The following is a 13,626-nucleotide window of genomic DNA, read 5'->3' as shown; positions in this document are numbered from 1 at the left end:
GGGCCCGCTCCCCGGATCTCCGGGATCCGGCCAGCCGATCGGGCTCAGGGGGTGATCGCGTCGACGTAGCCGCCGTCGACGCGGAGGGCGCCGCCCGTGGTCGCCGAGGCGAAGGGGGAGCTCAAGTAGACCACCATGTTGGCGATTTCCTCGGGTTCGATCAGCCGCTGGATCAGCGACTGCGGGCGGTGCAGGCGCATGAACTCGCGTTGCGCCCGGTCCCACGGCAGGGCGGGATCCACCAACTCGTAGACGAAGTCCTCGACTCCGCCGGTGTGCGTGGGGCCGGCGATCACCGAGTTGACCGTGACACCGCTCCCCGCCGCCTCCTTGGCGAAGCCGCGCGAGACCGCCAACAACGCCGTCTTGGACATGCCGTACTGGATCATCTCCACCGGCGTGGCGATCGCCGAGTCGCTCGCGATGTTCTGGATCCGCCCCCAGCCGCGAGTCTGCATCCCGGGCAGATACGCGCGGGTCATCCGGACGGCGGTGAGCACGTTGACCTCGAAGTAGCGCCGCCATTCGGCGTCGTCGATCTCCAACGCCGGCCGGGTCCCGAAGATGCCGAGGTTGTTGATCAGGATGTCCACCGACGGGACGGCGGAGAACACCCTCGCCGCTCCCTCGTCCTCGGCGATGTCCCCGGGCGCAGCCCGGAATCGGCCCTCCGGTACGTCCTTGCGCAGCCGCTCCAGGGCCGCCGCGACCGATTCCGGCGTACGTCCGTTGACGGCGACCTCCGCTCCCGCTCCGGCAAGGCCCTTCGCGATCGCGGCCCCGATGCCCTGCGTGGAACCGGTGACCAGAGCGGTCTTCCCGGTGAGATCGATCAACACGACGCGAACCCTTCGTCCGAACAACCCGTCTGCCGGGCCCAGTAGATCATCCCGTCGGGCATGTGGACACGCGCCGCGTCCGGTCCGACCGGGGTGTCGAGAGCGACCTTCTCGCCTACGCCGCGTCGGTGATCCGGTGCCGGAGGTGGTCGTAGGCCCAGGCGGCGAGGGTGGTCGTGGTGGTGGTCTCGACCGTGCGGGGCTGTTCCGGCACAAAGTCCTCCCGAAGCCCGGTCGACATCCCGAGCACCGCCTCCACCAGTCCGTCCGTCATCCCGGCCCCGAGGAGCCGCTCGCGCATGGCGTCGTCGGTGATGCGCTCGACGCCGATCCGCCGACCCGTGGCGGCGGTGAGGATGTCGCCGACCTGCCGCCAGGTGAGGTCGGCCGGCCCGTGCACGGCGCGTACGCGGTGCCCGGACCAGTCGGGGGACAGCAGCCGGGTGACCGCGACCTCCGCGATGTCGCGGGGCGCCACCCAGGCCATGGGTTGGTCGAGCGGCAGGATCACCTCGAGGGTGCCCGCACGCAGGGCGTCCAGTTGTAGTTCGAGGTTGGTGAAGAAGTAGCCGCAGCGCAGATGGGTGACGTCGACGTCGAGCTTGTCCAGGGCGGTTTCGGTGTGCGCGAGGCCGTCGATCTCACCGGCGCCGTGCCGTTTCTCGGCGCCCACGCTGCTCTGGAAGACGACCCGGCCGATCCGGTTGTCGGTGACGGCGTGGACCACACTGTCCGTGGCACGGGCGTAGTCGGCGAGGGGGTCCTCGCCGCCGGTGGTCGGATCCACCCAGAACAGCGCGTCGACGCCCTCGGTGGCGGCCACCACCGTGTCGGCCTCGAATTGGTCGACCTGTACCGCATCGACGTGGTCGCGCAGCCCGGGCTCCAGTCGGCCGGGATCGCGCAGCAGCACGCGCGGCCGGAGTCCGGCGCGGACCAGCATGGCGACGACGTGCCGGCCGACGTTCCCGGTCGGGGTGGTGACAGCGATCCGCATGATGCCCTCTCAGCCGGTGATATGCCATGAATCCGGCGGGCCCGGAAACGGCCCGAACCTCTCCTCTGCCCGGCCCGACGGGTCGGACACCTCCGGCGACACGGCGGGGAGTGCGAGAATCGTGGAGTGTTCGACTCGTCCGACTTCGACCTTGCGCCGTATACCGACGTCGACATGGACGGCGTCGTGCGGCGCACCTTCTGTAGCTGGCAGGACGCCGGCTGGCGCTCCCTGCTGGTCCAGAGCTTCACGCACGCGCGGGAGGCGGAGGATTTTCCGCTGCCGGGAGTCACCGACCTGCATCTCGTGCTCTACACGAGCGGTGAAGCGGACATGCGGATCCGCGCCGGCGGAAAACCCACCCGTCGTCGCTGGGTGCCAGGCCGCCTGGAGCTGATGCTCCCGGGTCAGACGACCGTGCGCAGCTACCGCGCGACGCCGCCGCTGCGGACCGTCCAGGTACACGTCCCGCGCGCGACCGTGCTTCGGGTGGCCGCCGAACTGGGCGGACCCGAGCCGGACTTCGAGGCCATGGCCGGCGGCCTGGCCGCAGGTGACACCCTCGTCGAACAGGTCGTACGCGCCCTGCCGACCGTCGCGGGCGCGACCGACGTCTACGCGGAATCGGCCGCGACGGTCCTGGTGACCCACCTGCTGGCCCGGGGCCGGGATCAGCGGGTCCCCGGTCCCGAACCCTCGGCCGTCCGGCGAGCCGTCGCGATCATGCGCGAACGCCTGGCCCATCCCCTCACGGTGGCCGATCTCGCCGCCGAAGTGCACCTGAGCGTCTACCACTTCATCCGCGTCTTCCGCCGAACCACGGGCGAGACCCCGCACGCGTTCCTCACCCGGCTGCGGATCGAACACGCCCGGCGACTGCTCGACGGCACCGACCTCACCATCACGCGGATCGCCGAGCGCTGCGGCTTCGCCGGGCCCGGCAGCCTGTCCTCGGCCTTCCTGGCGCATGTCGGGGTGCGCCCGTCGGAGTACCGCAAGATTTCCGCGACGGGTGGGCAATCCGGCGCATGGCCCGAGCCGCCGGCGCCGTCCTAGCGTGACGACGTGCCTTACTCCTACATCGTGACCTCCCATTCCCCCGCGAGCCCCGACGCGGTCTTCGCGGTCCTCCTCCGGGCCTCCACCTGGCCGGAGTGGTCTCCGATCGATTCCGCCGCTGTCGAGGGCGACGGCGATCCCGAGGCCCCGCAGCAGGTCGGCGACGTCCGGGTCTTCCGGACCGGCCGGGGGGCCGCCCGGGAACGCATCGTCGAGCTGGTCGCCGACCGGCACTTCCGCTACACGAACGAGGGCGGCCCGTTCCGGTCCTTTCGCGGCACCGTCGACCTCACCCCGACGCCCTCGGGCGGCACCGACATCACCTGGTCGGCGATCTTCGAACCGAAGTTGCCGCTCTCGGGCCCGTTCTGGCGGTGGTATCTGACCCGCTTCATGCAACGGATGTCCGACGGCCTGGCCGGCTACGCCGCCGGCGCCAAGGACCGGCCCGGCAGCGGTTCCTGAAACCGCACACGGCCGGGTGCGGACGGCGTCGAACCGTCCCCACCCGGCCGTGGTCGAGGCGTGCCACGCCCTCAGGCCCTGTCCGACCGTGCGCTCAGCCGGCCAACAGTGCCTCGACCGCCTCCGCCGTCGCCGGATACCGGCCGAGCAGGGCCGCGCCCGCCGGCCGGTCGCCCGCGCCCGCTTCCCACGTATCGTCGCACCCCAGCAACCGCGCCACCGCGTCACACGTGTGCGGATGCGCGATGAGGAGGGCCAGGCCACGTGCCCCGCCCGAGGCCCGGGACACCGACAACGCCGGCGGGGCCGGTTGGGCCCGCCACGGCGGCACCCACTCGTCCAGCGCGGCGAGTCGACCCGGGAAGATCCGCCCGGCCTCACGAATCAGCAGCGGCGCGAACTCGGCGCCGCCGGCGCGCAACGTACCGATCAGGGTCGGCAACCACGGCAACAACACCGAGTCCGGCAGGCGGGCGAAGGCGTTGGACACCGCCTCCACGACGAAGTCGGTCAGCGCCGGCACCGGCTCCAACGCGTACACCAACCCGCTCAGGTAGCGCGGGTAGGCCGGCAGCACCAGCGGATTGCCGAGCAACTCGTCGCAGCGCGACCGCAGTTCCGCCCGAGACAGCCCGCCGAGGTGCACCTGCCCCGCCCACAGCAGCGCCACCTTCGACGGCTCCTCCGGGTGGGACTGGGCGACCGCCAGCTCCAGCTGGGTCCGGTCGCAGCCCAGGGACAGCGCCAGGCTCTCCATGCCGAACAGGAAGCCCAGCGTCGCGGCGACCTGCCGCACCGTCGCGTCCTCGTCGGCGAACGCCGTCGGCAACAGCGTGCAGTAGTGCGCGTATCCGGTCTTGACGAACGACTCGATCCACGACGGCAGCACCGATTCGCTGGTCCGGTAGTACGCCAGCAACCGGCGCACCCGACGCAGCACCTCCGGCGCGCCGTCGACGCTGCGCTCGGTGGTCAGCACCTCCAGTGCCCGCGTGCCCAGTTCGTCGGCGAGTCGGCGGCTGCGCAGGTACAGCATGGAGTCCTCGACCGCCGCCAATACGTTCGCGGTCGTCGCGTTCGGTCCGTACGCCGCGCGCCGCAGCCGTTGCTCCAGGACCTGTTCGATGCTGACGCCCTCGTAGCCGAGTTCGATCAGCGCCCGCTGGTGGGTGCCCAGGGCCAGGTCCCACGACTCCTGGATGGAGCGTTCGCCGAGCCGCCGCTCGCCCATGATCGGACGGGCCGCGCCCGCCGGCATCAGGTAGCGCAACATCCACAACACATCGGAGCAGCGCTCCAGTTCGGGTTGCCCGGCGATGTCGAGCAACGCCCGCCGCACCCCGCGCTGTTCCAGTCTCAGGCCCAGGGGTGCGAGCCGGTCGTGCACGTCGCGGGCCAACGGCGGCAGCGCGTCGTAACCGACCCGGCCGATCCGGTCGCCGCCCATCATGATCTCGACGAGCCGGCGCACGTCGCGACGGCCGGGCACCCGGTCCTTCTCGATGCAGGTGACCGCCGCGTCCTGGAAGTCGTACGGCGTGGGCTTGGCCCGGTCGCGCAGCCCGGCCAGCAGGATCGACGTCTCGAACACGGCGATCGCGTCGGCGGTCGAGGCCAGGTAGCCGTTGCGGCGCGCGGCGCGCACGATGTCCACGGACCAGCCGAGCAGTTCCTCCTCGTCCAGCCGGTCCAGGACCGGCGCACGACGCAGGAACCCGGACAGCTTGTCGGCCGACAGGGCGCACGAGTCGGGCGACGCGGACGAGCCCCGCGCGCCGCCGACCACGGCGACCGCCGCTGCGCGTTTCGCGGGCTTCGTGCTCTTCCTCTTCGCCCCCGCCTGCCCGGTGAGCCGGAAGGGTTTCACCCCGCTGCGGGTGAGGTTCTTCGCCCACACCGAGGCGGCGATCGTCACCGAGCCGGCCGCCAGGCCGAACTGCGCCTCGATCGCGGCGTGACTGGAGGGGATCAGGCCGTGCTGCCAGGTGGTGGCGGTACGCGGGGTGATCTCGAAGGTGTCGGCGCCGTGCACGCCGAACTCCTCCACCCGGGAGGCCGCGTGGAACGCGCCGCAGACATAGAGGCAGTCGGCGGGGTCGGTGCCGCTCGCGGCCAGGTGCTCGCGCATCCGGGTCCACATGTAGCGCTCGCGGTCCTCGTCCACCCGTACCCGGCGCTCGTCGCCCGGGGCCAGCCGGCGGAACAGGCTGCCGATCAGCAGCATGACCTGCCGGTAGGTGTCGTGGTCGCAGTCGCCGAGCGGCAGTTCGACGTACTGGTGCCACCATTCCGACCAGTGCCGGACCCGGCCCTGGTGCAGCAGGTGTTCCTCCAGTTCGGCGAAGCGCGGGCGCAGGTCGCCGATCTCCAGGCCGACGGAGTCGCCGTGCAGCGCACTCTCCTCCTCGGCCGGCGGCGCGTCCGGGTCGGCGGGCACGGCGGGCGCGGTCCCTTCGCCGCCGCGCGGCTCCCACTGGAACACGTGGTCCGAGGAGCGGTCGACCAGGACCAGTTCGGTACCGGGGGTGTCCAACGTGTAGGCGATCGCCTGGTATTCGGCCGACGCCTCGGTGATCGGCGCGACCACGGACAGTGGCGCCCAGTCGAGCGGGAACCCGTCGATCTCGCTGGCGAAGGACTGGACGGCCACCGGCAGCGTGCAGTTGCGCAGTTCGGTGAGCAACGGCGCCATGTCCTCGCACAGTTCCAGGTAGACCACCTTCGGCTGCTTCTCCCGCAGCCGACGGGCCATGGCGGTGGCGGAGGCGGGCGAGTGGTGGCAGACGGGGAAGATCTCCAGGGGTTCGCGCACGGCCCGGTCGACGTCGTCGACGATGCCGAGCAGGATCTCGCCGAGCGCGTCGGGTCCGTCGGCAAACGTGGCGGCGGCTTCCCGGAGTTGGCTGCGCAGGGCATCGAAGGCGCCCTCGGGCGGGCCGCTCACGACAGGCCCGCGATCGCCGAGCGACCGCCCTCCAGGAACTCCGGCCACGCGCCGCCCTCCTCCTTGCCGCGCGGCTCGACCACGCCGTGCAGGTACTTGTTGATAATGGCCAGGTCCTCCGGCTCGCGGCGGGCCAGCGAGCCGACCAGCGACGCGGCGAGAGTGTGTGCGGTGAGCGCCCGTTCGCCGAAGAAGTTGCTGTGCAGGATGGCGTCTTCGAGCACGCCGATCTGCTCGGCGGTGGACAGCGACGACTCCAGTTTCTCGTCGTCGCTGCGGGCCGCGGCAGCGGCGGCGCGCAGGTCGGCGAAGCTTTGCAGGAGCACGTCCAGCAGGTTCGGCGGCACCTCCAGTTCGATCTCGTGCCGGCGCAGCAGTTCCTCGGTGCGGAAGCGTACGATCTCCGCTTCGCTCTTCTTGTTCGTCACCACCGGTATGCGGACGAAGTTGAAGCGGCGCTTGAGCGCGGAGGACAGGTCGTTGACGCCCCGGTCGCGGCTGTTGGCGGTGGCGATGATCGAAAAGCCCGGCTTGGCGAAGACGATGGCGTCGTCGTCGAGTTCGGGCACCGAGACGTACTTCTCGGACAGGATGGAGATGAGCGCGTCCTGGACGTCGCTGGTGGAGCGGGTCAGTTCCTCGAAGCGGCCGATGGCGCCGGCCTCCATCGCGGTCATGATCGGCGAGGGGATCATCGATTCGCGGGACTGGCCTTTGGCGATCACCATGGACACGTTCCACGAATACTTGATGTGATCCTCGGTGGTGCCGGCGGTGCCCTGGACGACCAGGGTGGAGTCGCGGCAGATCGCGGCGGCGAGGAGTTCGGCCAGCCAGCTCTTGCCGGTGCCGGGGTCGCCGATCAGCAGCAGGCCGCGGTCCGAGGCGAGGGTGACGATGGCGCGCTCGACGATGCTGCGGTCGCCGAACCACTTCTGTGCGATCTCGCGGTCGAGGCCGTCGGAGCGCTCGGAGCCGAGCACGAACAGGCGGATCATCTTCGGGGACAGCCGCCAGGTGAAGGGCTTGGGGCCGGTGTCGATCGACTCCAGCCAGTCCAGTTCCTCGGCGTACTTGAGTTCGGCGGGGGCGCGCAACAGGTCGGACATGAGAGGCCTTTCTAACCGAGGAACGTCTTGAGTTCGTGCACGAGCCCCCGGATGTGGCCGGAGAGCACCGGCGTGCCGAGGTCCTTGAACCGCTCCCGGAACCAGGGGTTGACACTGGCCCGGCCGGAGCTGGTCACCGAGCCCACGGGAATGAACTTGGCCCCCGAGCGATGAATGGCGGCCATGCTCTCGAAGAGGGGGTCGGTGTGCCATTCGTAGAAGTCGGAGATCCACACCACGACGGTGTTGCGCGGTTCGGCGATCTTGGGTTGGGCCAGCGCCATCGCGACCGTGCCGTCGGTGCCGCCGCCGAGGTTGGTGCGCAGCAGCGTCTCGAAGGGGTCGTGCACCCACGGGGTGAGGTCGAGCGCCTGGGTGTCGTAGGCGATCAGGTGCACGTCCACCTTCGGCAGTCCGGCGAAGATGGAGGCCAGGATGGTGCAGTTCACCATCGAGTCGACCATCGAGCCGGATTGGTCGACGACCACGATCAGCCGCGAGGGTGTGGTCTTGCGGACGGTGTGGCGGTAGAAGAGGCGGTCGACGTAGAGCCGCTCCTCCTCCGGGCTCCAGTTGGTGAGGTTCTTCCAGATGGTGCGGTCGAGGTCCAGGTTGCGGTACACCCGCTTGGGCGGGATCGACCGGTCCAGGGTGCCGACGGATGCCTTGGCCACCTGGGTGCGCAGGACTTCGGCGACCTCGTCGACGAAGCGGCGGATCAACGCCTTGGCGTTGGCCAGGGCGACGCCGGAGAGGTTGTCCTTGTCCCGGAGCAGCTGCTCGATCAGCGACATGCTGGGGGTCAGCCGGGCGGCGAGCGCCGGGTCGGCGAGCACTTCACGCAACTGCATACGCTTGACCAGATCGGCCTCGATGGCGGCGAGGTCGGGGCCGATCTCGGGGATCAGGGTGCCGAGGTCGGGCGTGCCGGCGCCGCCGGTGCCGGTCGGGGAGACGCCCGTGCCCGCGCCTCCGCCGCCGCGTCCGCCCCGCAACTGGCCCGGCTTGCAGCCCAGGGCCCGCTCCAGCCAGCCGGCGTCGGACTGCCAGCCGGCCAACTGCCCGGCGCTGACCGTGCCGGAGCCGGTGGCGAGTACGTTGAGCAGCACCTTGGACACCATCGCCGCGCGGCGCACCTCGGCGGCCCGATCGCGGCCGTCCTCGTCCGCCTCGGGCACCATCAGGCCGTCGAACTCGGCGGCCAGGTCCGGGTGTCGCTGCACGATGGAGTCGACCGAGGCGCGCGGGTCGAGCAGTTCGGCGGGCAGGCCGATGTCCTCGACGACGGCCACGGAGGCCGATTCCAGCGCGGTCTGCTCCTCGGGGTCGAAGAGTCGGGCGAGCAGTCGCCAATACAGCACTTGGCGGCGGTTCTCGTTCGGGTCGTCGGCCGACGACCCGGTGATCTCGGCCGGTTCGGTGCCCTCGGTGGTGGGTTCGGTGTCGTCGGCTGTGGGATCGGTCATTTCCGCAGCAGCTTTCCGGCCCGCTCGCGCAGTGCGGCGACGGCTTCGGTGGCGGCCTTCTCGGCCTTGACGCCGAGCTTGTCGGTGGTGCCGCCGGCCCAGGCGCCGGCGTGCAGCGCGACGGTCTTCTTCTTGACGGTGGTCTCGACGGCGAGCGGCTGGATCCGGAACGCCCCGGCGTCCCAGCGCAGCAGGCCGATGCACGCGGTGGAGGTCGCGACCGCCTCGGGCGTGAGCGGGCCGGCGGCCGGTATCCGGTCCACGTCGAGGGGGATGGGGTGTCCGGCGAGGACCAACGCCGGTGCTCCCTCCTCGGCGACGGCGTACCCCTCCAGGAACACCGGGATCGAGATCCGCGTCGGGTGCCGGTCGAGCGGCGCGGTCGGTGCCGCGACGGCGGTGGGCAGCGCGACCCGGGCGGTGGCGAAGGCGTCGGCCGGTTCGCCGGTGCGCGCGTGTGCGTCGTCCCAGATCAGGTCGCCCTCGGCGGTGATCGGCATGTCGGTCAGGTCCATCGCCCGGCCCTCGCCGGCGGCGGTGAGCAACGACAGGTGGGGGCGCAGGAGTTGCCAGACGCCGACGCCGACGACCGTGTCCGGCTTGGGCACCGACACGCTCGCCCGGACCAGGCGCGACGGGCCCCCGTCGGCGGGCTCGAAGACGGCGTGCACCTGGGCCTGTGCGGCGGTCGTGTGCTCCTGGACGTCGACGCCCAGTGGCAACAGGCGCCCGGTGGCCGTGCCGATCGCCGGTCCGGCATCGACCGGCGCCTGGGTCGACAGCAGGGCGCGCGACCACAGGTCGGCCCAGCGGCGCAGCGGAATGCGCTCCAGGGTCGCCCCCGGGCAGGACGCGGCCAGTTCGGCGGAGAACCCGTCGAGCAGCGTGGCCAGGCGACGCAGCGACGGGTCGGGCAACATCGCGAAGACGACCGGCGCGCAGTCGGCGATCAGGTCGTGGTCGATGCCCTGCCAGCCGGCGCGGGCCAGGTCGGCGAGCCAGGTGCGGGCGGCGACGAGCAGGTTCGGCACCGGCTCCCCCTCCCCCGCCGGAACCGCTTGCGCTTCCTCGCCGAGGCCGCGCCCGATCGCCTCGTCGGCACGGGCCACGAGCGCGTCGTGGGCGGCGCCCAGGAGTGCGGTGCGGGCGGCGGCGAGCGCGACGAGGTGGTCCTCGCTCGCGGTGCCGGCCGCCGCCTTCTCGGCCGCCTCCGCGACGCGGCCGGCCAGGGGTGTGCCGGCGACGGCGGCGGCCAGTTCGGAAAGGGCACCGGCCTGGGTGGGGTGGGGGCGCAGCAGGCCGCCGACGAGGGTGCGGTCGAAGGCGTCCACCACGGCCAGGACTTCGTCGAGCCCGGCGACGGGTTCGACGAGCAGGTCGGCGCGCATCAGGCCACCGCCCTCGTCGGCGGGAACCACTGCATCTCCGGCAGCGGCGTGGTGGTCGGGACGAGTTCGAGGTAGGCCAAGTGGCGCAGGAACCTGCTGAACACGGGTGCGGCGGCCGTCTTGTCCCCCTGCGGCGGGCGGGTCGCGGCCATGGTCCGGGTGATGTGCCACGCGTCGGATTGCCCGTTCGCGAGTTCGACCCGCAGGTAGCGGGCGACACGCTCGGCGCCGTATTGCAGCACGGCCTCACCGACCAGGGCTTCGATGTGCTTGCAGAACGACCCGTGCGCGCCGCCGCAGGGGCGGTTGTTGTTGGTACTGCACGTGAACGCGAAGTCCCCGGCGGCGACCGAGGACACATAGACCCGCCCGATGTCCGAACCGCTGGACACCACACCCTGCAGGCGCCCGTCGGCCAGTTCGACGAACGGCACCTTGGCGAGTTTGCGCGGCCGAGCGGGTGGCAACACCCGCGCCACGCTCGACTCCTCCCATGCCGACAACACACCATCTCCTTTGCACCGAGGGGGATTCCACGCCGAGTCGGAAACGATCGGCGGCTACGGATACGAACCTACTGACGGTCACCGACACGCACGCGGGCGGTCCGGACCCGGATCGTCGGGTCAGGCGCGCAGTGTGGCGGCGGCCTTGTAGGTGCGCAGGACGGGTGCGGTCTCGATCCGGGTGATGGCGTCCAGGGCGAGCCGGTGGATCAGGTATCGGTGCAGGTCCTCCGCGTCGTGACACAGGGCGTGCGCGACCAGGTTGGTGGGGCCGGTGGTGGCGGCCACGACGGCGAGTTCGTGGTGGCCCGCCAACGTGTGGGCGACCTCGTCGAGGCGGCTGGGGGCGACCTGCATCCACAACAGCGCGGACACGGTGGCGCCGAGTACGGCCGGTTCGAGGTCGATGTCGAAGAACACCGCGCCGCGGGCCCGTAGTTCGGTCAGCCGACGGGTGACGGTGGCGGGTGTGGAGCCGGTCGCGGCGGCCAGTTCCGCGTAGCCGGCCCGGCCGTCCTCGCGCAATGCGGCCAGCAGGCGCAGGTCGGCGTCGGTGAGCGGGTACGGCTCGCCGTGCGTCGGGTCGGCCGGGATGTCGCGGCCGCGCAGCCGGGCCTCCTGCTCGGGGGTGAGCGCGCCGAGCCGGCCGCGCCATGGGGTGGGCCCGCCCAGGTAGGTGTGCAGCAGGTAGTGCGCCGAGACGGCGGTGATGCCGGCGGTGCGCGGGATGTCGCGCAGCAGGAGGGAATGGGCGTCGGGACCGCCGGGCGGGGTGTGGATGATCGCGACGATCTCGGTACCGCCGGAGGTCAGCCGCACCCACGAGGTGTCGGCACGGCGGGCCAGCGCGACCGCGATGTCGTGGGCGGTGCGGGTGGCGGCGGTCAACCGTACGAACCACTGGTGCGCGCGGGTGCTGCGGGGGCTCGGCAGGGCGACCACGCGCAGGCCGGCCTCGGCGTGCAGGCGACGGTAGCGGCGGGCCACGGTCTGCGTCGACGTGCCCAGGACGTCGGCGATGAGGGTGAACGGCGCGCGTGCGTCCGTGTGGAGGGCGTGGATCAGACCACGATCGAGGTCGTCCGGTTCGAGCATAATCCTCAAAATAGCCGATCGACATGGATGAAATCATCGATTCATTGCCCAGTAATGGAACCCCAGGCCGGAGCCGAGCAAGGGTGGTGTTCGCACCGAGCACCGGACGACGACGATCCGGCGGCCCGCGCATCCCGACACCACACCACCCACGGGGATCCCATGTCCGAGCACCCGACCGCCCCCGGCGGCGACCCCACCATCGCGACCGCCCCGGCCGCGCCCGACCGGCCGACCCCCGGCGCCTATCCGTGGCGTTGGACCGCCCTGATCGCGCTGCTCGTCGCCGAGGCGATGAACCTCCTCGACGCCACGATCGTCCAGGTCGCCGGCCCCGTCATCCACGCCGACCTCGGCGGGCCCGCCGCCGCGATCCCCTGGTACAGCGCGGCCTATACGCTCACCTTCGCCCTGGGCCTGCTCACCGCCGCCCGCCTCGGCGACATCGCCGGCCGGCGCCGCGTCTTCCGCATCGGCGTCGCCGCGTTCGCCGCCACCTCCCTCGCCTGCGCGCTCGCCCCGAACGTGGGCGTGCTCATCGGCATGCGCGCGGCGCAGGGCGTGGCCGCCGCGCTGATCGTGCCGCAGACGTTCGGGCTGATCCGCGCCATGTTCGAGGGCGACGAACTCCCCCGGGCGCTGGCCACGATCGGCCCGGTGATGGGTCTGTCCGCGGTGCTCGGTCCGGTGGCGGGCGGCCTGCTCACCCACGCCGACCTGTTCGGCACCTCGTGGCGTGCGGTGTTCGTGGTCAACCTGCCGCTCGCGGCGGCCGTACTGCTGATCGCCCCGCGCCTGCGCGAGGACCGCGCGCCCGTGCGCCCCCGCCTCGACCCGATCGGCACCGCACTGGCCACGGTCGGCACCGCGCTGCTGGTCTGCCCACTCGCCGGCGGCACCGGTGCGCCGAGTGCCGGCGCCTGGGCCGCCGCCGCGCTCGGGGCCCTCGTCCTGGCCGGGTTCGTCGTCCACCAGCGCCGCACGGCCGCCGCCGGTCGTACCCCGCTCGTCGAACCGTCGCTGCTGCGCGGTCGTGCGTTCCCCGCCGCACTGGCCACGTCCACGCTGTTCTTCGCGGTCATGAACGGGGTGATGATCACCGTGGTGCTGCACCTGGAACTGGGCCTGGACCGCGGTCCGCTCACCGCCGGCCTCACCCTCCTGCCGTGGTCCGCCGGCCTGGCCGTCGCCTCCTGGGCGGCCGGCGGCATCCTGGTCCCCCGCTACGGCGTCCGCGTCCTGCACGCCGGCATCGCCACCCTCGCCGTCGGCCTGGTCGCCGCGGTCCTCGCCTATCGGGCCGCGCCCGCCGGCGACTATCCGCGCGGCCTGCCGTTCGCCCTGGCCGTGGCCGGGCTCGGCGTGGGCCTGTTCACCCCGCCGTTCTTCACCGCCGCCCTGCGCCGGCTCTCCCCGCAGGAGACCGGCTCGGCGGCCGGCCTCCTCAACGCCGTGCAACAACTCGGCGGCACCCTCGGCGTGGCGATCGTCGGCGGCGTGTACCTGACCGGCGACGCGTCCGGACAGTCCGCGTCCGTCGGCGCCCGACACGCGCTGACCGCGGCCGGCGTCCTGCTCGTCGCGGCGGTGCCGGCCGCGTGGGCGATGACGGCGCGCGGCCGGCGGGACCGAGCCGGCCACTGAAGCGCCGCGCCCGCCCCGAGGCGCGTCCCCCGCCCCGAACCGCCCCGCTCGCCGCAACCGGTCCACCGAACCATCCGCCAACCGGTCCAGTACACCGGACCGGTCCGCTCCTAG

Annotated in this window: 11 protein-coding genes; 3 read left to right on the top strand and 8 right to left on the bottom strand. The window is 72.1% G+C overall.

All coding sequences use genetic code 11. The features are described from left to right. Positions 1 to 44: 44 nt before the first annotated feature. Together ACMXN5_RS44050 and ACMXN5_RS44045 are read right to left on the bottom strand one after the other, a co-directional pair. Complete coding sequence (locus tag ACMXN5_RS44050) at positions 45 to 839, bottom strand: SDR family NAD(P)-dependent oxidoreductase (protein WP_439680478.1); 795 nt, start codon at positions 837 to 839, stop codon at positions 45 to 47. Positions 840 to 954: 115 nt separating this feature from the next. Next, positions 955 to 1,836, bottom strand: coding sequence for an NAD(P)H-binding protein (locus ACMXN5_RS44045; protein WP_439680477.1), 882 nt, complete (start codon positions 1,834 to 1,836; stop codon positions 955 to 957). 126 nt (positions 1,837 to 1,962) lie between these two features. On the opposite strand from ACMXN5_RS44045, the gene ACMXN5_RS44040 reads away from it, so the two are divergent. After that, a complete protein-coding gene (locus tag ACMXN5_RS44040; RefSeq protein WP_439680476.1) occupies positions 1,963 to 2,892 on the top strand; it encodes a helix-turn-helix domain-containing protein in 930 nt (309 codons plus the stop codon). Positions 2,893 to 2,901: 9 nt separating this feature from the next. Beyond that, positions 2,902 to 3,360, top strand: coding sequence for an SRPBCC family protein (locus ACMXN5_RS44035; protein ID WP_439680475.1), 459 nt, complete (start codon positions 2,902 to 2,904; stop codon positions 3,358 to 3,360). A gap of 94 nt (positions 3,361 to 3,454) precedes the next feature. Here ACMXN5_RS44035 and ACMXN5_RS44030 read toward each other — a convergent pair whose 3' ends face one another. The 6 genes from ACMXN5_RS44030 to ACMXN5_RS44005 all read right to left on the bottom strand — a co-directional run bounded on the left by ACMXN5_RS44030 (position 3,455) and on the right by ACMXN5_RS44005 (position 11,868). Continuing rightward, a complete protein-coding gene (locus ACMXN5_RS44030) occupies positions 3,455 to 6,304 on the bottom strand; it encodes a DUF5682 family protein (protein WP_439680474.1) in 2,850 nt (949 codons plus the stop codon). After that, positions 6,301 to 7,413, bottom strand: coding sequence for an ATP-binding protein (locus tag ACMXN5_RS44025; RefSeq protein WP_126637679.1), 1,113 nt, complete (start codon positions 7,411 to 7,413; stop codon positions 6,301 to 6,303). The genes ACMXN5_RS44030 and ACMXN5_RS44025 overlap by 4 nt, the downstream gene beginning before the upstream one ends. A gap of 11 nt (positions 7,414 to 7,424) precedes the next feature. Then, positions 7,425 to 8,879 carry a vWA domain-containing protein gene (locus ACMXN5_RS44020; protein ID WP_439680473.1) on the bottom strand — a complete coding sequence of 485 codons (1,455 nt, stop codon included), beginning with the start codon at positions 8,877 to 8,879 and terminating at the stop codon, positions 7,425 to 7,427. Continuing rightward, positions 8,876 to 10,297: a hypothetical protein gene (locus ACMXN5_RS44015; protein WP_439680472.1), complete on the bottom strand. Its 1,422-nt coding sequence runs from the start codon at positions 10,295 to 10,297 to the stop codon at positions 8,876 to 8,878. Before ACMXN5_RS44015 ends, ACMXN5_RS44020 begins: the two co-directional genes overlap by 4 nt. Next, on the bottom strand, positions 10,267 to 10,770 hold the full coding sequence (locus ACMXN5_RS44010; RefSeq protein ID WP_439681415.1) for a hypothetical protein: 504 nt from the start codon (positions 10,768 to 10,770) through the stop codon (positions 10,267 to 10,269). The genes ACMXN5_RS44015 and ACMXN5_RS44010 overlap by 31 nt, the downstream gene beginning before the upstream one ends. Positions 10,771 to 10,893: 123 nt before the next feature. Further along, complete coding sequence (locus ACMXN5_RS44005) at positions 10,894 to 11,868, bottom strand: Lrp/AsnC family transcriptional regulator (protein WP_395792297.1); 975 nt, start codon at positions 11,866 to 11,868, stop codon at positions 10,894 to 10,896. A gap of 162 nt (positions 11,869 to 12,030) precedes the next feature. Here ACMXN5_RS44005 and ACMXN5_RS44000 point away from each other — a divergent pair, with 162 nt between their 5' ends. Then, positions 12,031 to 13,512: an MFS transporter gene (locus ACMXN5_RS44000; protein ID WP_439680471.1), complete on the top strand. Its 1,482-nt coding sequence runs from the start codon at positions 12,031 to 12,033 to the stop codon at positions 13,510 to 13,512. Positions 13,513 to 13,626 lie beyond the last annotated feature (114 nt).

The sequence above is a fragment of the Embleya australiensis genome, assembly GCF_051903075.1.
Taxonomy (GTDB): domain Bacteria; phylum Actinomycetota; class Actinomycetes; order Streptomycetales; family Streptomycetaceae; genus Embleya.
This window is presented reverse-complemented; position numbering and strand designations above follow the sequence as displayed.

Coding starts and splice junctions, on each gene's coding strand:
- ACMXN5_RS44045 (WP_439680477.1), bottom strand. CDS start 1,836: ATGCGGATCGCTGTCACCACCCCGACCGGGAACGTCGGCCGGCACGTC.
- ACMXN5_RS44025 (WP_126637679.1), bottom strand. CDS start 7,413: ATGTCCGACCTGTTGCGCGCCCCCGCCGAACTCAAGTACGCCGAGGAA.
- ACMXN5_RS44020 (WP_439680473.1), bottom strand. CDS start 8,879: ATGACCGATCCCACAGCCGACGACACCGAACCCACCACCGAGGGCACC.
- ACMXN5_RS44005 (WP_395792297.1), bottom strand. CDS start 11,868: ATGCTCGAACCGGACGACCTCGATCGTGGTCTGATCCACGCCCTCCAC.
- ACMXN5_RS44000 (WP_439680471.1), top strand. CDS start 12,031: ATGTCCGAGCACCCGACCGCCCCCGGCGGCGACCCCACCATCGCGACC.